Here is a 19,730-nt window from a genome sequence, read left to right on the forward strand (position 1 = left end):
ACGGGCCCAGCTCACTGGCGTGCGCGACCCACCGTCTGTGAGGGCGTGACCGCGAACCGTTCCCGGTACTGCTGGGAGAAGCGGCCGAGGTGGTAGAAACCCCACTTCGCCGCGACGTCGGTGACCGAGGACGCGCTGCCCGAGGCCAATTCCAGATGCACCCGATCCAGGCGCACGCCGCGCAGGTAAGCGGTCGGCGACATACCCACGACGTCCTGGAATCCGGCCTGCAGAGCGCGCGGCCCGATCCCGGCGCGTGCCGCCAGATCCGCGGTGGTGATCTCCACCTCCGGATGGTTGTCGATGTAGTCCATGAGCTCACGGATCTTCGACCGCCGGGTATGCGCGGGTTTGCTGTGCAGCAGCGGGCTCAGCTGACTGGGCACCGCCATCAGCAGCTGCGTCATCAGCGCGGCCTCCAACTCCTGGCAGGCGCTGGGCACGGTCGCCAGCCCACCCGGGCGATTCAGCTCGGCGTGGAGGAATTCGGTGGTCGCGATCAGCGCCGAGCCCAGTCCGCCGCGCAGGTCGAAATCGACGTCGAAGCGAATTCCGTCATCGACCGGGACGCCGGTGAGTTTGGCGGCGTGCGCCTCGAGCAACTCCTTCGGGATCTTGACGTGGTACTGCCACGATCCGGCACTCCAGGCAACCATCACCGGATAGCGAGGTACGAACACCGCCCCGGCCTCACCACCGGAAATAGTGCGCCGTACACCGTTCTGCGCCACCACACTCTCGCCGGTCACCGGAAGATTCACGTGATAACACAACTGCATGGGCGGGCCATGGATGACGGCCTCGGTGCCGTAGCTCATGCGAGCAACCGTCAACCGGGGCGCCGGGGCCAGATCGAGCTGAAAATCGAGATCGCGCACATCCGCCAGCTGCACCTCGTGCCGGGCGAACGTCTTGGTGACCTGCTCGATGGCGGCATCGACATCGCCGGTATGGAAACTCAGCCGGGGGCCGGTATGCAGTTGCTCGGGCACCGTTACCTCCTCGCAACCTCAGCCTACCCGTGCGTGGCGGACAGTGGATCGGCCGGAACCACGTAGGCAAAAATATATTATATCAAAAACTTTGTCTTGTTCGAGAGAGTAAGAGAGACTTCTCGCATGAGTCTCGCAGCACATCTGGAGCGGCTCGGCCGCCCGCTGGTCGAGGAGCAACTGGCGCACCCGACCGTGGCGGGGATCGCGAAGGGCGACCTCGCCGACCCGGTGTTCCGCTCCTGGCTGGAACAGGACTACCTGTTCCTGCTCGACTACGTCCGCGTCTTCTCCCGCCTCGCCTGGCAGGCCCCCACTGCCCACCTCGGCGACCTGGTCGATCTCGCGCACGCCACTTTCCACGACGAACTCTCGCTGCACCGCGCTCTGGCCGCGGAGTTCGGCGCCGACCTCGACAGCGCCGCCAAGGGCGAGCCGTGCGCGAAATACACTACGTTCCTGCTGGATTCGGCCGCGAATTACGCCGACGGCCTAGCCGCCCTCTACCCCTGCATGTGGGGCTATTCGACGCTCGGCGCCATCCTCGAGCAAAACCCACCCGCTGACCCGCGCTACCAGCGCTGGATCGGCACCTACGCCGACCCCGCCTTCGCGGCCCTCACCGCCCGCTGCGCCCAAATGCTCGACGAAGCGGGTAACGACAACGCGGAGGAACTGTTCCTGACCGGAATGCGCCACGAACTCGCGTTCTGGGATGTGCCGTTCAGCCGCGGGTGAACCGGCAACCGCCGCATGCCGTCAAACCCGCAGCAGCGCAGCGAATTCCGACGCCGGTTGGTCCGGATCACCGGCGATGATCGCCTGTAGCAGCTCCGCGCTGCGCTCGGCGCCCAAGTCCGAGACCGTCACATCGCGGAACTTGGCGTCCAGATCCTGTGGGGACATGGGATTTTCGGCGGTGCCCAGGGGGCTGTCGACGAAGATCTTCTCGCTGGTGCCGTCGGTGTAGCCGATGGTGATGTCGCCGACCCATTTTCCCGGGTACGCGGTGTCGAGTTCAGGTTTCACCTCGATCTTCACTCGGCGGGCCAGTGCCGCGACGTCGCTGCCTTCGCTCAGATCCAGCCGGCCCGCGAGGTAGTCGTGGTGGGTGCGGAAGCCGTTGCCCAGGCCCAGGACCGACAGGGCGAATTGGAACGGGAGGCTGTACTGGAGATGTTCGATCGTCTGGGGCGCGTAGGCATTCGCGTTCTTGTTGCCGATCACTACGTCGCCGCCGGTTTGGATGCCCAGTTCGATGGTTTCGATATCGGCGGTCCGGCCGGACAGCTGACGGGCGCCGTCGATGTAGGCGTGGTTGATTCCGCAGCAGCAGTAGGGCTTGATCCAGATCTTGGTGATCTCGAACGGGGAGTCGAGGGAGAAGGCGGCGTCCGCGTCGTCGGCGACATCGCGGCCGACGAAGGTGCGGTAGAAGCCCTTTGCGCCACTCAAAAATGTTGTCGGGCCGGTGATTCCGGCGGCTGCCATGTCGGCCGCGCGGATGCCGTTTCGGGTGCCGATGCCCGAATGCAGGCGCTTCACCGAGCCGCCGGTCGAGGTGTATTCGGTGGTGCCCGAGCAGTGGCTGAACGCGATGGAGAGTGCGTGCAGGGTGCGTTCGGCGTCGAAGCCGCGCATCTTCGCGACCACGGCGGCGGCGCCGAAGTTCGACAGCAGGCAGTGCGGGTGGAAGCCGCGCTCGAGCAGTTGCGGTGCGGCGAGCACGCCGATGCGGGTGTAGACCTCGTAGCCCGCGATGATGCCGGTGATCACCTCCCGCATCGAGGCGCCGAGCTCCTCGCCGACCGCGAGCGCCGCGGACACCACGCAGCTACCCGGGTGGGAGGAGCTGGCACGGTGCGCGTCGTCGTATTCGAAGCCGTGCCCGAAGGTGGCGTTGACGAAGGCGGCGTCGGCCGCGCTCATCGTGTCACCGCTCGCTGTGACGTGCGCGGCGCCCGGAGCGTGCGTGGCGCGGGTCAGCTCCAGTACGGCCCGGCTCCACGGCAGCGACGCGCTGCCCACCTGCAAGGCGAGCTGATCCTGCATCAGCCGTCGCGCGCCGTCGATGGCTTCGGTTGGGATGGAATCGAATTCGAGGTCGGTGACCAGCTGGGCCACGGACTGCTCGAGTGCGGGGATGTGCTGCATCGATGAACCTTTCGGATATACCGGTCGGGCCGGGTCGTCGGGACTGTGGCGGCCGGGCCGTAGGCTCGATCGCGGGGCAGGCGTCGAGGACTTCGGGTCAGGGCGCCGCCCGAGGCCGCTGTTGTCGTGGTCGTCCGGCGGATGTGCCCGCCGATCGGCGCCCGGGTCGAGTTCGAGGTACCGCTATCCAGTCTGCATAGAATATATTATATTAAAGCCGACAGTTTGGAGGGCAAACCATGCAGCACAAGCCGCTCGACGGAATCCGGATCCTGGAGATCGGGGGCTACATCTCACTTCCGTTCGCCACGTCGATCCTGTGCGCGCTCGGAGCGGAGGTGGTCAAGGTCGAGAAGCCGGTCGTCGGCGAGGACTTCCGGCGTCTGCAGAACGACGGGAGCCCGTACTTCCGCCAGTACAACAGCGGTAAGCGCAGCCTGTCCGTCGACCTGAAGAAGCCGGAGGGAATCGCGCTGGTCAAGGCGCTGGTCCCGCGGTTCGATGTGGTCCTCGAGAATCTGCGTCCGGGCAAACTCGCCGCCATGGGTCTGGGGCCCGAGGAGTGCCGCGCGCTGCGGCCCGATGTCGTCTACGGGTCGGTGACCGGATTCGGCGGCGGCGGCCCGCTGGCCAATCGCCCGGCCTACGACACCATCGGACATGCCTTCGGCGGTCTGTACTCGCTGTTCAGCGACGCTGACCACCCGCAACTGGCCGGCGGTCTGAGCGCCGACCTCGTCACCGGCCTGAGCACGGCCACCGGTGTACTCGCCGCGCTGGTGGGCCGGCTGAAGACGGGCGAACCGCAGCACGTGCAGACCTCGATCATGGAAGCGGTCAGCGTTCTGACCACCGACGGCATCACCCAGGCATTCGAGCTGGGCGCCGATCCGAGCAGGCAGAGCCGCCACCCGCAGGCGCAGAACTTCTGCGTCAAGACCTCGACGGGGGAGTTCCTGGCGATCCACCTGTCGTCCTCGCAGAAGTTCTGGCACTCGCTGTGCACCGCGATGGAACGCTCGGACCTGACCGAGGATCCGCGCTTCGCCGAATATCGCCCGCGCGAGTCCAACTACTTCGAACTCGTGCGGATCGTCGAGAGCGAATTCGAGCGTAAATCGGTGCGGCACTGGGAACAGGCGCTGAGCGCCGCCGACGTGCCGTTCGCGCCGGTGCTGTCGATGACGGGCTATCTCGAACACGAGCAGGTCGAATGGCTGGAGATGGTCGAACGGCAGCCCGATGGGCTGGCGCTGATGCGTCCGCCGTGGACGTTCGACGGTGAGCGTCCGGATCGGCCGGGAACCGCCCCGCGGGTCGGCGCGCAAAGCCGCGCTGTCGCCGCCGAGGTGTACACGCCCGAGCAGATCGACGAGTTGGTCGAAGCGAAGGTGCTGTACGCCGAAGGCTGACGGCGGGCGTCGAAAAGTCTTGTCTGTCACCAACAGTGAGTGAGCCTTGAATGTCGAGTGACGTTTCGGACGGCAGGCGATCGTGACCTCCAGCGCGGCGACCGAGCGGTTTCGTGCCGCCCTCGACGAGTACGCCCGCGACCATGGCGCACCCGAGTTCGACTTCGAAGCCCCGGAGCGGTACCGCGGGGTGTACCGCGATCGGCGCCGGGCCGGAGCGGGCTACTCGTCCAATCCGTGACAATATAATATATAATGCTATAAGCTGGGTTCGACCGCGGGAAACCGGGGAAGCGCCCTCATCGAATCGAAAGGACTCGTCATGGCCGGCCTCTACTTCGAGGAGTTCGAACCCGGAACCGTCATCGAGCACGCGACGCGGCGCACGGTGACCGAGACCGACAACGTCCTGTTCAGCTCGCTGACCCTCAACGTCGCGCCGCTGCACCTGGACGCCGAGTACTCCAAGAACTCCATCCACGGCCAGCGCCTGGTGAACAGCCTGTTCATCCTCGGGCTGGTCTCGGGGATCACGGTCCCCGACACCACGCTGGGCACCACGCTGGGCAACCTGGGTTTCCAGGAGGTGAAGTTCCCGGCGCCGGTCTTCCACGGCGACACCATCCATGTGCGGACCGAGATCGTGAGCAAGCGGGAATCCAAGAGCCGCAACGATTCCGGCATCGTGAACTTCCGCCACCAGGGCATCAACCAGCGCGACGAGGTGGTCTGCGACTGCCTGCGCGCCGGACTGATGCTCAAGCGTTCCGCCGCACCGGAGCCCGCGACCGCGTCCTGATCACGAAGACCAGTCGCGCAGAGAAAGGATGTGCCCGATGCGAGGACCAGGTCCCGCCGATCCGGCCGAGCGGTCGGTATGGATGCCCACCGACGATGTATGTGCCCGCAGCCGTCTACTGACGGCCATGGCGAAGTGGGGTTACCGCGGCCTCGCCGAATTGCACCGGGCGTCGGTCGATGAGCCGGAATGGTTCTGGCGCGCGGCCGTCGAGGATCTCGGCGTCGAATTCGCCGAGCCGTTCGAGCGGGTCCTCGACGACAGCGCGGGCACCCCGTTCCCGCGCTGGTTTCCCGGCGGGCGGCTGAATCTGGCCACCCTGTGCGCCCATCGGCACGCCACCGGCCCGATCGCGGACAAGACCGCGGTCGTCTACGAGGGTGACGGCGGGACCCGCCGCGCCCTCACCTACGCCGAACTCGACGCCGAGGTGCGCCGGTTCGCGGCACACCTTGCCGCCCTGGGTGTTTCGCGCGGCGACCGAGTCGTGCTGTTCGTCCCCGTGGTGCCCGAGGCGGTGGTAGCCTTCCTGGCCTGCGCGATGATCGGGGCCATCTCCGTTCCGGCCTTCACCGGCTACGGACCCGAGGCCCTGGCCGCCCGGCTGCGGGACTCCGGGGCGGTCGCGCTGATCACCGCCGATGCGACCACGCGTCGCGGAAAAGTGGTGCCGCTCAAGCAAACCGCCGACGAGGCCCTGCTGTCCGCCCCGTCCGTCCGCCACAGCGTGGTGGTCCGTCATCTCGACAACGGCGTCGAGATGCGCGACGGACGGGACGTCTACTGGGACGAGTTGCCGGCCGATCCCGAACCGGTGCCGACGGTTTCGCTGGAGTCGAACGATCCGCTGACGATCGTCTACACCTCCGGCACCACCGGGCGGCCCAAGGGAATCGTGCACTCGCACGCCGGATTCGCGGTGAAGACCGCCGTCGACTTCGGCTACAGCTTCGATGTGCACGAGGACGACGTCATCGCCTGGATCTCGGATATGGGCTGGCTCGTCGGCCCGATGCTCATCGCGGGCGGTCTGCAGTTCGGCGCCACGGTGGTGTTCACCGAGGGGGTGCCCGATCATCCCACGCCCACGAGGATGTGGGAGATCATCGACCGCAACGGCGTCACGGTCCAAGGTGTGGCGCCCACCGCGATGCGGCTGGTCATGGCCCGTACCGAGGGTGCGCCCACCGGCCTGCGGACCCTGCGGTCGTTCGTATCCACCGGTGAGGCGTGGGACGAGCCGACCTGGCGCTGGCTGTTCGAGACGGTCGGCGGCGCGCAGCGGCCGATCGTCAACTTCAGCGGCGGCACCGAGGTCGGCGGCGGTCTGCTGGTCGCCTATCCGTTCCTGCCCATCGACCCGGCATCGTTCAACGCGCCGCTGATCGGCGCGGATGTGGCCGTGCTCGACGGCGACGGAAAGCCGGTGACCGGTGAGGTCGGCGAACTGGCGGTCCTGAACACCTTTCCCGGCATGACGCACGCGTTCTGGCAGGACCGCGAGCGTTATCTCGAAACCTATTGGAACCGCTGGGAAGACGTGTGGGTGCACGGCGACCTGGCCGCGGTGGACGAACGCGGCGTGTGGCGTATCCACGGGCGATCCGACGACACCATCAAGGTCTCCGGCCGCCGCGTCGGGCCCGCCGAGATCGAGGCGGCGTTGCTGAAGGACCGTCGCGTCGTGGAGGCCGCCGTGATCGGCGAGCCCGATCCCCAACGGGGACAACGGGTTGTCGCCTTCGTCGTGGTTGGTGACGGCACCGATCACGACGATCTGAAGGCCGCCGCGATCCATCACATAGGACGCTCGTTCGCGCCCACTCTGCATGTGGTGCAGGCACTTCCGAAGACCAAGAACGGCAAGATCATGCGCCGCGCGATCCGTGCACGCTATCTGGGCCTCTCACAAGGGGACCTGTCCTCGCTGGATCCGGCCACCCCCATCGACGCAATCCCGACCCGCTCAGGAGATCACCAATGACACTGACCGACGAAAACGACCTGGAACTGGTCCGCCAGAACACCCGCGAGCTGGCCCGGAAATTCGGTTACGACTACTGGCGTGAGAAGGACAAGAAGGGCGAATACCCATGGGAATTCGTCAAGGCTTTCGCCGCGGCCGGGTGGCTGGGCGTGATGATTCCCGAGGAGTACGGGGGCCTGGGGCTGGGCCTGACGGAGGCGGGCATCATGCTGCAGGAGGTCGCGGCCTCCGGCGCCGGCATGAGCGGCGGCTCGGCCATCCACTTCTACGTCTTCCCGCCGGCGCCGATCCTGCGCTACGGCTCGGAGCAGATGAAGCGCGAATGGCTGCCGAAGCTGGCCTCCGGAGAAATTCTGATGGCCTTCGCGATCACCGAACCCACTGCGGGCGTTGACACTTCACGCATCCGGACCAAGGCGACCAAAACCGACGGCGGCTGGGTGATCAACGGGCAGAAGGTGTTCATCACCAACGCCCAGAACGCGCACAAGATCCTGATCGTGGCACGCACCTCGCCGCGCGAGGAGAACAAGCCGCTCGACGGCATGACCCTGTTCTTCACCGATCTGGATCGCACCAAGATCACCGTGCGGGAGATCGAGAAGCTCGGACGTTCGGCGATCGACTCCAACGAGCTGTTCATCGATGACCTCGAGGTCCGCGACGACGAGGTGATCGGCGAGGTCGGCAAGGGTTTCACATACTTGATCGACGGCCTGAATCCCGAGCGCATCGTGGTCGGCCTGGAAGGCGTCGGTCTGGGCCGTGCCGGTCTGGAGCTGGCTACCCAGTACGCCAAGGATCGGGTCGTCTTCGACCGTCCCATCGGCAAGAACCAGGCCGTCGCCCACCCGCTGGCCGATTCCTGGATCAGGCTCGAGGCCGCCGAGCGGGTCTGCATGCACGCCGCCGGACTGTTCGAGGCCCGCAAGTCGTGCGGTAAGGAGGCCGCTGCCGCGAAATACCTTGGCGCCGAGGCGGGTTTCGAGGCGTGCGATCGCGCGCTGTCGACCTTCGGCGGATACGCCTACTCCAAGGAGTACCACGTCGAGCGGCTGTGGCGTGAGGTTCGCCTGCTGCGTAACGCGCCCTTCTCGCAGGAGATGGTGCGCAACTACATCTCTCAGCAGGTGCTGGGTCTCCCGCGGTCCTACTGATCGCCCCTGCAGGGGATCTCGGGCAACGACGCCGGCCGCTGTCGGTCACAGGTCCGCGGCCGGCGTCGTCTTCCAACGAAACAGGAGTGTGTGGTGATGAGCGGACCGTTGTCCGGTGTGCGGGTGCTGGTTCTGGCAGGGATGGGCCCGGTGCCCTTCGTCGGCATGTTGCTGGCGGATATGGGTGCTCACGTAGTGCGCGTGGTGCGCCCGCCGCATCGGTCCGCCCGCGCCCTCGGCCAGACCGATGGGCTGCGTGCGGAATTCGACGTGGTCAATCGCGGCGGCGACGCGATCGCGGTGGACCTCAAGAATCCCGACGGCATCGAGACGGTGCTTCGGCTGATGTCGGGTGCGGATGTTTTCGTCGAGGGCTATCGGCCCGGAGTAGCCGAACGGCTGGGTCTGGGACCGGATGTGGCGCTCGCCCGCAATCCGGAGATCATCTACACGCGGTTGACCGGATACGGCCAAACCGGCCCGCTGGCAACCGAAGCCGGGCACGACATCAACTATGTCGCGCAGACCGGGGCGCTCCACGCGATGGCGCGCGCCGGTGAGGCGCCGCGGCCGCCGATCAATCTGCTCGGCGACTACGCCGGCGGTGCGGCGATCGGCGCGTTCGGCATTGTCTGTGCCCTGCTGGAGGCGTGGAAGTCCGGCCGTGGTCAGGTGCTGGACGCGGCCATGGTCGACGGTGTCGCACTGCTGACCGCGAAATTGCAGGGCCTGCGCGCGGCCGGGCTCTACAGCGACGATCCAGGCGCGAACTACCTGGACTCCGGCGCTCCCTTCTACGACACCTACCGCTGCGCGGACGACCGCTATCTCGCGGTCGGCGCGCTGGAACCCGACTTCTACGCCGAATTCCTGGCCCGCCTCGGCGTCGACACCGCCGACTGGCCCGGACAGGACGATCGGCGGAACTGGCCGCGGCTGCGTGAACTCATTGGCGCCGCGGTCGCGACCCGGACGCGGGCGCAGTGGGCGGGGATCTACGCGGGCACCGATGCCTGCGTGACCCCGGTCCTGACCTTCGACGAGGCCGCCGAGGATCCGCACAACACCCAGCGCGAGCTGTTCCAGCGGGTGCACGGTGTGCTGCAACCGGCGCCCGCACCCCGGCTGAGCCGCACTCCCGCCCGCGCGCCCTCGGTGCCGCGCACCGAACCTCTCGACGTCGCGGATCTCATCGCCGACTGGACCGGGCCGGATCGTTCGCGAGACAGCGAATATGTTGCCGCACAAGCCTTGTCGAGGGAGGAGCTGCTATGAGCTCGCCGCTGTCGGGGATCACCGTCGTCGGACTCGAGCAGGCCATCTCCGCGCCGCTGTGCACCCGTCACCTGGCCGATCTCGGCGCCCGGGTGATCAAGATCGAACAGCCCGGCTCCGGCGATTCGACGCGCCACTACGACCGGGTGGTGCGGGGGATGGCCGCCCATTTCGTCTGGCTCAACCACGGCAAGGAATCCGCGGCGCTCGAGCTGACCGATGCCGCCGATCGGGAGGTGTTCAGCGGCCTGCTCGAGCGGGCCGATGTGCTGGTGTCCAACCTGGGCCCGGGCGCTCTCGGCAGGCTGGGTTTCGAGCCCGAGGAACTGCTGCGGCGGTATCCGCGCCTGATCGTGGTCGATATCTCCGGCTACGGCAAGGGCGGGCCGCTGGATCACAAACGCGCCTATGACCTGCTCATTCAGGCCGAAGCGGGATCGTGTGCGATCACCGGGACGCCCGGTGCGCCCGCCAAGCCCGGAATCCCGGTGGCCGATGTCGGGACCGCCCTCTACGCCTATTCCAGCGTGCTCGCGGCGCTGTACGACCGTGAGCGCACCGGCCGTGGGGCGCTGATCCCGATCGCGATGCTCGACGTGGTCGCCGAGATGATGGGCTTCGCGCTGAACCAGGTGCTGCACGCGGGCACCGAACCCGAACCGGTCGGGATGGGTTCGCCGATGATCGCACCCTACGGCGCGTATCCGACCGCGGACGGGCAGACGGCCGTGCTGGGTACCACGAGCGATCGCGAATGGCGCCGCCTCACAGAGGATTTGCTGGAACGTCCCGATCTGGCGGCCGACTCGCGCTACCGGCACAATCACGATCGGGTGGTCCGGCGTGCCGAGCTGGACGAGATCCTCGGAGCGTGGTGCGCGCGGCGCGAGCTGGCCGATATCCAGCGACTGGCCGATGCCGCCGGAATCGGTAACGCCCGGCTCAACGGTGTGCGGGATCTGGCCGAACATCCGCAGCTCGCGGAGCGGGATCGCTGGCGTGAGGTCGATTCGCCGGTGGGACGGCTACCGGCATTGCTGCCGCCCGCGTCGGCGCGCGACTGGCCGACGGTATCGGGGCGGGTTCCGGATCTCGGCGCCGATACCGATGCCATCCGTGCGGAATTCGGTCGTGCGCGCGAGAGTGCGGCGCCGCTTCCACACGGGAGCTGAGGCGGCCCGTACGCCCGCCAGAGCCGCTGGTTCCGGAAAACATGAGGCATAATGCGTAATAAGTGCCGACCGGAAAGGACCGAGCCTACATGGAATCGACGACGCGGAGTTTGCCGCGTAGCTCGAACTCCCAGCGCCAGCAGCTCTCGGAGGATGTCGCGACCTATGTGCGCGAACTCATCATCACGGGACGAGTCCGGCCGGGCGACTTTCTGCGCACGGAGCCGATCGCGGAAGCGGTGGGCGTCAGCAACACTCCGGTGCGCGAGGGACTGCTGCTGCTCAGTGGCGAGGGGTTCGTCGAACTCGTCCCGCGACGCGGGTTCATGGTGTCCGCTTTCAGCCGCCAGGACGTGCGCGACATCTTCTGGGCACAGGCCACGCTGGCGGGCGAATTGACCGGGCGCGCAGCGAAATTGATCACTCCCACCCAGCTCGAGCATCTCGCGGATGTCAACGCCCGGCACGCCGAGGCGGTCGCGCAGGGAACCGATCCCGCGCTGGTGGTGCAACTCGGGCACGAGTTCCATCGCACGATCAATCTGGCCGCAGACTCTCGCCGCCTGGCCATGTTGCTGCGTTCGATCGTGCGGCAGTTGCCCAATCGGTTCTACAACGACATCGAGGGCCACAGCAAGCACACGATGCAGGAGCATCCCGCGATCCTGGAGGCCTTGCAGAAGCGGCGCGCGAAGGCCGCCAACACCCTGATGCGCGATCACATCATGGAGGGCGCCGACGAATTGGTCGCCATGCTGGAGACTCAGGGCCTGTGGTCGGAGGAAGAGAAGTCCACGGCATAGGGCAGGCAGTGGCCCGGCACGCCCTGCGCTCCTTACATAAAATACATAATATTTGAATTTCACGCCACGCGCCGCCCCGCACTGGATACGATTCCACGGACCGGCTCGGCGGATATCACCGCGAGCGGTCGCATTCTGTCGATCCTGCTCGGAGGTCACCGTTGACCATGCCATCGCACGGTGCTGCGTCCAGCCCGGTTCCGCACGGAGCGCAGCTCGACGCCGCTGGAGCTCGAACCCCGCTCTACACAGCGGAATTCGCAGCCGACCCCTACCGCGTGTATCGAGCCCTGCGGGAGCGGTACGGTGCGCTGGCGCCGGTCGAACTCGCGCCCGGCGTGCCCGCCACCCTCGTGATCGGCTACCAGACCGCCCGGCGGATTCTCAACGATCCCGACCATTTCCCGGCCGACCCTCGTATCTGGCAGCGCGACATTCCCGGCGACTGCCCGGTCCTGCCGTTGATGGAGTGGCGCCCCAACGCCTTTCGCAGCGCCGGCGCCGAACACGCGCGCTATCGAGTCCCCACGGTGGAAGCCCTGAACGCATTCGACCTGTTCTCCCTGCACGGCGCGATCGAGAAGATCTCGGCGCAGTTGATCAACGCGTTCTGCGAGACCGGTTCGGCGGAGCTGATCAGCCAGTACGCCTATCCGCTGACCTTCGAGGTGGTCAACACGATGCTCGGCTGCCCGGCGGAGATCGGGCGCCGGGCGGCGGATGCCATGGCCGCGATATTCGACGGCTCGGACACCGACCGGGCCGACGCGATGCTCGTCGCGGCGCTGGGGGATCTGATAGCACTCAAGCGGAAGGAGCCCGGGAACGACATCACCTCACGGTTGCTGCGGCATCCGGTCGGCCTCGACGACGCCGAGATGAACAGCCAGCTGGTCAGCTTCTACGGGGCCGGAATCGAACCGCTGCAAAACCTGATCGTCAACACCCTGCGCATGCTGATGACCGATCAGCGATTCGCCGGCGGACTGCTGGGCGGCAGCCTGACCACCCGCGCCGCCCTGGACGAGGTGCTTTTCACCGATCCGCCGCTGTCGAACCTGTGCACCACCTTCCCGCGGCAGCCGATCCTGATCGACGGTTACTGGCTGGCCGCGAACCAGCCGGTGGTCATCGGCATCGCCGCCTGCAACAACGATCCCGCGAACGGCGCCGGCGACTACCTGGACAACAACTCGCATCTGTCCTGGAGCACCGGCCCGCACGCCTGCCCCGCCCGGTCGGTGGCCTATCTGGTGGCTCAGGACGCCATCGACCAGCTCGTCGACGCTCTGCCCGAGATGCGACTTGCCGCTCCGGCAGATCTCACCTGGCGCCCCGGCCCGTTCCATCGAGCCCTGAGCGCGCTGCCGGTGACCTTCCCGCCGTCGCCACCGCTGCCGCAGGGCTGAGGGCGTCACCTTCAGTGCTCGCGTAGGGAGTAGCGGCCGACGGCTCGGCGGGCGTTGGCCAGGCCGGAGGCGGTGACCGTGCCGATGACGCCCTGGCGGTCGAAGACGACCGCGGTGCCGACCGCTATGCCGTGGTGTTCGACGCGTTCGGTCAGGGCCAGGCCGAGGTCGGCGCTCTGTGGGAGGCGCGCGATCGTCATGGTGACATCGGGGTTGATGAACTCGAGACCCGCACTGCCGAGGTTGGAGATCAGGTTCGTCACGTCGGCGATGGAGGCGGCGAGTTGGAACGGTGTCAGGCGTTCGCCGTGCACGATGGGAATCGGGAAGTGCCAGACCTGTTTTCGGGCGGTGTCGGCGAAGCCGTCGGTCCAGTCGCCCCACCCGCGCTCGGGGTCGAAGTACAGTCGTTCGCGATCCTTCGGCGCGATGTGTTCGTCGGCCGGTGGGGTGGGAGCGGCGCCACCGGACCAGACGACCCCCGGCGGTGTCTCGGTCGGCCGCAGGTACAGCGCGCTGGCCCGGGCGACCGGTTCGCCGTCCTGGTGCAGGGTGGTATCGATCAGGCACAGCCGCGGCCCGTCGCGGATCACCGTCGCCGAGGTGGTGGACGGCTGCATTTTCGCCGCCCGGAACATGTCGAGCGTCCATCGCACCGGTCGCAGGTCCTCGCGCCCGAGGGTGTCGATCGTGCGCTCGGCCTCGCGGGCGAGTGCGCCGCTGACGGCGAGCCCGCGCATGTGCTCGGTGCCCCAGCCGCTGTCCGCGCCCGGTTCGGGATGCAATTCCTCGGTATCCCCGTATTTGACGCGGAAGAAAGCACGATCCATGTGCCGGCCTTCCTTTCTGATCGAGCGGCGAGCGGCGCATGATCGGCCGCCCGATCAGTGCTACCACGCGAGCGGTCACGGCCTGTCCGCCGGTGCCGGTGCGGGCCCGGTGAGCTGGAGGTCCGGACCAGTCTTGTCGTACTTAATATATAATGTTTTCATTGGACGCGGTATTCGCGATCGGCACGGAAGGACGGACATGAGCCGCTATACGCGCTTCGAACACCTGCGGGTGGATGGGCCCGACGATGCGGGGGTCGTCGAGTTGGTGTTCGAGGCTCCGAATCTGAACGCGGTCAGCGAGGGCGCCCACGCGGATCTGGCGGAGATCTGGCGTGAATTCGACGCCGATCCGCACGTCGAGGCGATCGTCATTCGAGGGGAGGGTAAGGGTCTGTCGGCCGGCGGATCGTTTTCGATGGTCGAGGCGATGCGTGACGACTACGAGGTCCGCACGCGCGTGATGCGGGAGGCCCGCGATCTGGTCTACAACGTGCTCGACTGCACCAAACCGATCATCTCGGCGATCCACGGTCCCGCCGTCGGCGCCGGTCTCGTCGCCGCGATTCTCGCCGACGTGTCGGTGACCACCAAGACCGCCAAGATCATCGACGGCCATACCCGCCTCGGTGTCGCCGCCGGCGACCACGCCGCGATCTGCTGGCCGCTGCTGTGCGGCATGGCCAAGGCCAAGTACTACCTGATGACGTGCCGCCCGCTGAACGGCGAGGAGGCCGAGCGCATCGGGCTCGTCTCGCTGTGTGTGGACTCCGACGCCGAACTGTTGCCCACCGCACGAGGGGTGGCTCACGAACTCGCTGCCGGCGCCCCCACCGCGATCCGGTGGACCAAGCAGTCGCTGAACAACTGGTACCGGCAGGTCGCCGGGTCCATTTTCGACGCTTCCCTGGCACTCGAGTTCTACGGGTTCGGCGGCCCCGAGGTGCGCGAGGGTCTGGCCGCGCACCTCGAACACCGCGACCCCCGGTTCTGAATCAACGAATTTCGCAGAAGGAGAAGACCTTTGAAGCCGTACCGTTCGATGTTGTTCGTGCCCGGGCACAAACCCACCTGGGCCGAGAAGGCGGTCACCGCCGGAACCGACGCGTTGATTCTCGACCTGGAGGATTCGGTCCCGGCCGCGGACAAGGCCGCTGCCCGCTTGACCGTGCGGGAAACCCTCGGGCGGCTGCGGGAGCAGAATGTGCGCCCCGACGTATGGGTGCGGCCCAACAGCTATGACAGCGGGCACTTCGCCGCCGACGCCGAGGCCGTCATCGTGCCGGGCGTGGCCGGGCTGTTCCTGCCGAAGGTCTACGACGCCGAGGAGGTCCGGCGCATCGACGCCGTCGTCTCCCACATCGAGCAGCGCGAGGGCCTCGAACCCGGCTCGGTGGGCCTGATCATCAGCTTCGAGACGGCGGCCTCGGTGGCGCACTGTGAGGAGATCGCGGAGGCGTGCCCGCGGGTGTGGAGCCTGCTCGGCGCCACCGGCCCGAATGCCGATGTGGGGCGCGAGCTGGGTTTCGAATTCACCCTCGAGGGACTGGAGACGCTGTATCAGCGCAGCCGTATCGTGGTCGCGGCCCGCGGCGCCGGGCAGACTCATCCGGTGACCGGGGTGTGGCAGGACATCAAGGATCTCGACGGTTTCCGCCGGTTCGCCGAGGATTCCCGGCGGCTCGGATTCCGGGGCATGGTCTGCATTCACCCGTCGCATATCGCCATCTCCAACGAGGTCTTCACCCCGTCGGGGGAGACGGTCGAGTTCTATCGCCGCATGATATCGGCGTTCCGCGAGGCGGAGGCCGCAGGGAACGGCGCGGTCGATTTCGAGGGCGTGCACATCGACCTGGCGCATGTGAAGACGGCCGAGGCCGTCATCGAGTTGGCCGACGCGATCGGCGTCTGAGCGCAGAGCGAACCGGCCCCGGGTTATCTTCTCCCGGAGCCGGTTTCGCGCTGTTCGTGCCCGGAGATGATCAGTTCCCCGGGCAGTTGCCGCCAACCGCCGGCGCAGTGGATCCGGATCGCGCCATGTTGTCTCGCGATCTGTCGGGCGGTCCCATCCGGGCACTACATGAGCCGTCCGCCGGTGACCTCGAGCACCGTGCCGGTCATATACGACGACAGGTCCGAGGCGAGAAACAGTGCCACCGAGGCGATTTCGCCGACCTCACCGGCTCGGCCCATCGGGATCTCGGCCATCTTCTGCTCCCAGGCCTTCTCCGGCATGGCCTCGGTCATCGGCGTGCGGATCAGGCCCGGCTGGATGGCGTTGACCCGGATGCCGTGATGGGCAACCTCTTTGGCGGCGGCCTTGGACAGCCCGACGATTCCGGCTTTGGCGGCGGAGTAGTTGGTCTGGCCGACCATGCCGACCTTGCCGGACAACGAGGACAGGTTCACGATCGCGCCGCGCTTCTGTTCGCGCATGATCGCCGCTGCCTTGCGGGTGCCGTTCCAGGTGCCCTTGAGATGGACGGAGATGACCTGGTCGAACTGGTCCTCGGTCATGGTGCGCATGGTCGCATCGCGGGTGATGCCGGCGTTGTTGACCATGATGTCGAGGCTGGAATAGGTGTCGACGGCGGCCCGTAGGAGGGCGTCGATCTCGGCGGCGTCGGTGACATCGCAGCGGACGCCGATGGCCCTGTCGGGGCCGCCGAGGCGTTCGGCGGCCCGTTTCACGGCGTCGGCGTCGAGATCGCCGAGCACCACCCGCGCGCCCTCGTCGACGAACTTCTCCGCGATGGCGTAGCCGATGCCCTGTGCGGCGCCGGTGATGACCGCGGTTCGGTTGTGCAGCAGCGGTTGTGACATGTCGAACTCCGTTTCGTTGGGGCGTGAGGCCGGGAGTGCCCGCCTGTGCCATGATGCGGTGGGCTTCCGCGGTCAGGATCGCGGGCTCGTCGACGCTGCCGGTGACGCCGTTGATCGGCCCGGACAGACCGGTGTTGCCGCGGCGGACCCGACGGTCGCCGCGGCGTTTCGGCTGCGGCGGTCGAATCCTGTCGTGCCGCAGTCACTTGCGCTTCCCGGCCTCGCGGACCAGCCCGCCGCCGATGATCAGGCGCTGAATCTCGCTGGTGCCCTCGTACAGGCGCAGCAGTCGCACGTCGCGGTAGATGCGCTCGACCGGGACCTCGCGCATGTAGCCGGTGCCGCCGTGGATCTGCACCGCGAGATCGGCGACCTTGCCCACCATTTCGGTGCAGAACAGTTTCGCGGCCGACGGGCCGATGCGCCGGTCTTCTCCGCTGACATAGCGGGCGGCGGCCTCGCGAACCAGTGCCCGGCCGGCCATGACGCCGGTCTGCTGATCGGCGATCATGGCCTGCACCAGCTGGAATTCGCCGATCGGGTGACCGCCCTGGGTGGCCGCCGCGGCATAGGTCACCGACTCGTCCAGGGCCCGCTGGGCGGAGCCGACGGCGAGTGCGGCGATGTGCACACGGCCTCGGGCCAGCGATGTCATCGCCGCCCGGTATCCCACATCCTCGGAGCCGCCGACCAGCGCCGACGCCGGTATCCGTACGCCGGAGAAGATCACATCCGCGGTCCAGGCGCCCTCCTGGCCCATCTTCTTGTCCTTGACGCCGACCTCGACGCCGGGGGTGTCGGCGGGGACCAGGAAGACCGCGATGCCCGGGCCCGAGTCGTCGGCGGGGCGGGTGCGGGCGAAGACCACGAACAGGTCCGCGATCGGCGCGTTGGTGATGAACCGCTTCTGGCCGTCGATGACCCAGTCGTCGCCGTCGCGAATCGCCTTGGTGCGCAAGCCCGCCGGGTTCGAGCCCGCGCCCGGTTCGGTCAGTGCGAAGGAGGCGACGACCTCGCCGGAGGCGATGCGCTCGAGCCACTGTGCCTTCTGTTCGTCGGTGCCGAAGTTGACCAGCACCTGACCGGCGATGCCATTGTTGGTGCCGAACATCGAGCGCAGCGACAGCGAGGTGTAGCCGAATTCCATCGCCAGCTCGACGTCCTGGGTGAGCTCGAGGCCCAGGCCGCCCCATTGCTGGGGGATGGCGTAACCGAACAGGCCCATCTCGGCGGCCTGCTTGCGCAGATCGTCGGGGATGGCGTCGGCATCCATGATCTCCTGCTCGCGGGGCACGACCTTGGTGCGAACGAATTCGCGCACGTGTGCCAGGATCGCGCTGAAGTCTTCGGGGCCCACCTCGGGCATGTCGATCACCGTCCTCTGTTCGTCTCGTAGAATATTATATAAAATGTATAGGCGGCAAGCGGCGCCGGATGCGCCGGGGGCCGTCCTGAACCAATTCGATCGGAATAGGTGTGAGTACGTTGTCGAATCAGCAATATCTGCGGCGGGTCGCGATCGTGCAGCCGCTGCGAACACCTGTCGGGACCTTCGGCGGCGCGCTGCGTGATGTTCCGGTGGAGGATCTGGCGGCGACCGTGGTCCGTGAGGTTGTCGGCCGTAGCGGCGTCGACCCCGAACGGATCGACGATGTGGTCTTCGCGCAGTCCTACGCCAATTCCGAGGTGCCGTGCGTGGGCCGCTGGGTGGCGCTGCACGCCGGACTGCCGATCGGGGTGCCGGGCATGCAGCTGGATCGGCGCTGCGGCGGCGGCCTGCAAGCGCTGGTGACCGGGGCGATGATGGTCCAGACCGGGGCTGCCGACGTGGTGCTCGCGGGTGGGGTGGAGTCCATGAGCCGTATCGAGTACTACTCGACGGCCACTCGCTGGGGCGCGCGAGCGGGAACCGTCTCGCTCTACGACCGGCTCGACCGGGGGCGCGAGCGTTCGCAGCCCGAGGAACGGTTCGGCAAGATCTCCGGAATGATCGAGACGGCCGAGAACCTCGCCGCGGACTACGCCATCGATCGGGAGAGCGCCGACGCCTACGCCGCCCGCAGTCATCAGCGCGCCGCGGCGGCGTGGAAGAACGGCCGCTTCGATGACGAGGTGGTGTCGGTCTCGGTGCCGCAGCGCCGCGGTGAACCCCGGATCGTCGCCACCGATGAGGGTGTGCGGCCCGACAGCACCACCGAGACTCTCGCCAAGCTTCGCGCGATCACCCCCGGCGGCACCGTGACCGCCGGCAATGCGAGTCAGCAGAACGACGCCGCCTCGGCCTGCCTGCTGGTGGCCGAGGACCGGCTGGAAGAACTCGGACTGACTCCGATCGGCTACCTCGGCGGCTGGGCGGCGGCCGGATGCGATCCATCGCGGATGGGTATCGGACCCGTGCCCGCGGTCGCGAAACTCGCTGCGCGCCAAGGACTCGACACCCGGCAGTTGCTGGACGGACTGGATCTGGTCGAGCTGAACGAGGCGTTCGCCGTGCAGGTGCTCGCGGTGCTGGAGGGATGGGACTGGCGAGATCACGACCGACTCAACGTCAACGGTTCGGGCATCTCGCTCGGACATCCGATCGGCGCCACCGGGATGCGGATGGTGACCACGCTGCTGCACGAACTGCATCGTCGTGGTGGGGGGAAGGGGCTCGCCACGATGTGCATCGGTGGTGGTCAGGGGCTTGCCGCGACAGTGGAGGCGGTCTAGCGGCGCGGAGGCGGTGTAGTAGGCACCATGGCGGCATCCAGCGCACTGTGCTTGCCGCCCAGTTGGTTTCGCGCAACGAGGTAACCGGCCGAACCTGAGATCTGCCGCAGGTCCGGTCGGCCGCCAGCAGCCGACTGGACTTGCGGGGGACTGGACTTGCGGGGGACTGGACCTGCGGGGGACTGGACTTGCGGCTGTCTCTTAT

General features: G+C 67.3%; 18 protein-coding genes. 13 read left to right on the top strand and 5 right to left on the bottom strand.

From position 1 onward, the window contains the following. Positions 1–11: 11 nt before the first annotated feature. On the bottom strand, positions 12–992 hold the full coding sequence (locus JZ791_RS07895; RefSeq protein WP_216893531.1) for an AraC family transcriptional regulator: 981 nt from the start codon (positions 990–992) through the stop codon (positions 12–14). 126 nt (positions 993–1,118) lie between these two features. Here JZ791_RS07895 and JZ791_RS07900 point away from each other — a divergent pair, with 126 nt between their 5' ends. Beyond that, entirely contained in the window at positions 1,119–1,730 is a 612-nt protein-coding gene (locus JZ791_RS07900; RefSeq protein ID WP_216893532.1) for a TenA family protein, read from the top strand. A gap of 21 nt (positions 1,731–1,751) precedes the next feature. Here JZ791_RS07900 and JZ791_RS07905 read toward each other — a convergent pair whose 3' ends face one another. After that, positions 1,752–3,146 (bottom strand): MmgE/PrpD family protein, encoded by a 1,395-nt coding sequence (locus JZ791_RS07905; protein ID WP_216893533.1) that lies wholly within the window; start codon positions 3,144–3,146, stop codon positions 1,752–1,754. 239 nt (positions 3,147–3,385) lie between these two features. On the opposite strand from JZ791_RS07905, the gene JZ791_RS07910 reads away from it, so the two are divergent. The 9 genes from JZ791_RS07910 to JZ791_RS07950 all read left to right on the top strand — a co-directional run bounded on the left by JZ791_RS07910 (position 3,386) and on the right by JZ791_RS07950 (position 13,160). Beyond that, a complete protein-coding gene (locus JZ791_RS07910; RefSeq protein ID WP_216893534.1) occupies positions 3,386–4,558 on the top strand; it encodes a CaiB/BaiF CoA transferase family protein in 1,173 nt (390 codons plus the stop codon). 82 nt (positions 4,559–4,640) lie between these two features. After that, positions 4,641–4,799, top strand: coding sequence for a hypothetical protein (locus JZ791_RS07915; RefSeq protein ID WP_216893535.1), 159 nt, complete (start codon positions 4,641–4,643; stop codon positions 4,797–4,799). 81 nt (positions 4,800–4,880) lie between these two features. Beyond that, positions 4,881–5,357, top strand: a complete 477-nt coding sequence (locus JZ791_RS07920) for a MaoC family dehydratase (RefSeq protein WP_216893536.1) — start codon at positions 4,881–4,883, stop codon at positions 5,355–5,357. Positions 5,358–5,394: 37 nt separating this feature from the next. Continuing rightward, the gene (locus JZ791_RS07925) at positions 5,395–7,341 is read left to right on the top strand and encodes an AMP-binding protein (protein WP_254205354.1); all 1,947 of its coding nucleotides are present in this window, start codon (positions 5,395–5,397) and stop codon (positions 7,339–7,341) included. Next, entirely contained in the window at positions 7,338–8,501 is a 1,164-nt protein-coding gene (locus tag JZ791_RS07930) for an acyl-CoA dehydrogenase family protein (protein ID WP_216893537.1), read from the top strand. The genes JZ791_RS07925 and JZ791_RS07930 overlap by 4 nt, the downstream gene beginning before the upstream one ends. A 96-nt stretch (positions 8,502–8,597) precedes the next feature. Beyond that, on the top strand, positions 8,598–9,776 hold the full coding sequence (locus JZ791_RS07935; RefSeq protein WP_216893538.1) for a CaiB/BaiF CoA transferase family protein: 1,179 nt from the start codon (positions 8,598–8,600) through the stop codon (positions 9,774–9,776). Next, positions 9,773–10,948 (top strand): CaiB/BaiF CoA transferase family protein, encoded by a 1,176-nt coding sequence (locus JZ791_RS07940; protein WP_216893539.1) that lies wholly within the window; start codon positions 9,773–9,775, stop codon positions 10,946–10,948. Before JZ791_RS07935 ends, JZ791_RS07940 begins: the two co-directional genes overlap by 4 nt. A gap of 89 nt (positions 10,949–11,037) precedes the next feature. Next, positions 11,038–11,751, top strand: coding sequence for a GntR family transcriptional regulator (locus JZ791_RS07945; protein WP_216893540.1), 714 nt, complete (start codon positions 11,038–11,040; stop codon positions 11,749–11,751). A gap of 167 nt (positions 11,752–11,918) precedes the next feature. Next, positions 11,919–13,160, top strand: coding sequence for a cytochrome P450 family protein (locus JZ791_RS07950; RefSeq protein ID WP_216893552.1), 1,242 nt, complete (start codon positions 11,919–11,921; stop codon positions 13,158–13,160). Positions 13,161–13,171: 11 nt separating this feature from the next. Here the strand turns inward: JZ791_RS07950 and JZ791_RS07955 are convergent, their stop codons facing one another. Beyond that, positions 13,172–13,990, bottom strand: coding sequence for an acyl-CoA thioesterase domain-containing protein (locus JZ791_RS07955; RefSeq protein WP_216893541.1), 819 nt, complete (start codon positions 13,988–13,990; stop codon positions 13,172–13,174). 199 nt (positions 13,991–14,189) lie between these two features. Here JZ791_RS07955 and JZ791_RS07960 point away from each other — a divergent pair, with 199 nt between their 5' ends. Together JZ791_RS07960 and JZ791_RS07965 are read left to right on the top strand one after the other, a co-directional pair. Beyond that, on the top strand, positions 14,190–14,984 hold the full coding sequence (locus tag JZ791_RS07960; RefSeq protein ID WP_216893542.1) for an enoyl-CoA hydratase/isomerase family protein: 795 nt from the start codon (positions 14,190–14,192) through the stop codon (positions 14,982–14,984). A 30-nt stretch (positions 14,985–15,014) separates the two neighbouring features. Then, entirely contained in the window at positions 15,015–15,902 is an 888-nt protein-coding gene (locus JZ791_RS07965; RefSeq protein WP_216893543.1) for an HpcH/HpaI aldolase/citrate lyase family protein, read from the top strand. A 164-nt stretch (positions 15,903–16,066) separates the two neighbouring features. On the opposite strand, the gene fabG is transcribed toward JZ791_RS07965, so the two are convergent. Then, entirely contained in the window at positions 16,067–16,813 is a 747-nt protein-coding gene (fabG, locus tag JZ791_RS07970; protein ID WP_216893544.1) for a 3-oxoacyl-ACP reductase FabG, read from the bottom strand. 202 nt (positions 16,814–17,015) lie between these two features. After that, entirely contained in the window at positions 17,016–18,179 is a 1,164-nt protein-coding gene (locus tag JZ791_RS07975; RefSeq protein ID WP_216893545.1) for an acyl-CoA dehydrogenase family protein, read from the bottom strand. A gap of 137 nt (positions 18,180–18,316) precedes the next feature. Here JZ791_RS07975 and JZ791_RS07980 point away from each other — a divergent pair, with 137 nt between their 5' ends. Next, positions 18,317–19,525: an acetyl-CoA C-acetyltransferase gene (locus JZ791_RS07980; protein ID WP_216893553.1), complete on the top strand. Its 1,209-nt coding sequence runs from the start codon at positions 18,317–18,319 to the stop codon at positions 19,523–19,525. Positions 19,526–19,730: the final 205 nt, after the last annotated feature.

It is taken from the genome of Nocardia alni, from assembly GCF_019038435.1.
GTDB lineage: Bacteria > Actinomycetota > Actinomycetes > Mycobacteriales > Mycobacteriaceae > Nocardia > Nocardia alni.

Excerpts from the sequence above, each read along its gene's own strand:
- fabG (WP_216893544.1), bottom strand. The coding sequence starts at position 16,813 with ATGTCACAACCGCTGCTGCACAACCGAACCGCGGTCATCACCGGCGCC.
- JZ791_RS07920 (WP_216893536.1), top strand. The coding sequence starts at position 4,881 with ATGGCCGGCCTCTACTTCGAGGAGTTCGAACCCGGAACCGTCATCGAG.
- JZ791_RS07905 (WP_216893533.1), bottom strand. The coding sequence starts at position 3,146 with ATGCAGCACATCCCCGCACTCGAGCAGTCCGTGGCCCAGCTGGTCACC.
- JZ791_RS07930 (WP_216893537.1), top strand. The coding sequence starts at position 7,338 with ATGACACTGACCGACGAAAACGACCTGGAACTGGTCCGCCAGAACACC.
- JZ791_RS07955 (WP_216893541.1), bottom strand. The coding sequence starts at position 13,990 with ATGGATCGTGCTTTCTTCCGCGTCAAATACGGGGATACCGAGGAATTG.
- JZ791_RS07935 (WP_216893538.1), top strand. The coding sequence starts at position 8,598 with ATGAGCGGACCGTTGTCCGGTGTGCGGGTGCTGGTTCTGGCAGGGATG.
- JZ791_RS07940 (WP_216893539.1), top strand. The coding sequence starts at position 9,773 with ATGAGCTCGCCGCTGTCGGGGATCACCGTCGTCGGACTCGAGCAGGCC.
- JZ791_RS07900 (WP_216893532.1), top strand. The coding sequence starts at position 1,119 with ATGAGTCTCGCAGCACATCTGGAGCGGCTCGGCCGCCCGCTGGTCGAG.
- JZ791_RS07945 (WP_216893540.1), top strand. The coding sequence starts at position 11,038 with ATGGAATCGACGACGCGGAGTTTGCCGCGTAGCTCGAACTCCCAGCGC.
- JZ791_RS07975 (WP_216893545.1), bottom strand. The coding sequence starts at position 18,179 with ATGCCCGAGGTGGGCCCCGAAGACTTCAGCGCGATCCTGGCACACGTG.
- JZ791_RS07960 (WP_216893542.1), top strand. The coding sequence starts at position 14,190 with ATGAGCCGCTATACGCGCTTCGAACACCTGCGGGTGGATGGGCCCGAC.
- JZ791_RS07925 (WP_254205354.1), top strand. The coding sequence starts at position 5,395 with ATGCGAGGACCAGGTCCCGCCGATCCGGCCGAGCGGTCGGTATGGATG.
- JZ791_RS07910 (WP_216893534.1), top strand. The coding sequence starts at position 3,386 with ATGCAGCACAAGCCGCTCGACGGAATCCGGATCCTGGAGATCGGGGGC.
- JZ791_RS07950 (WP_216893552.1), top strand. The coding sequence starts at position 11,919 with ATGCCATCGCACGGTGCTGCGTCCAGCCCGGTTCCGCACGGAGCGCAG.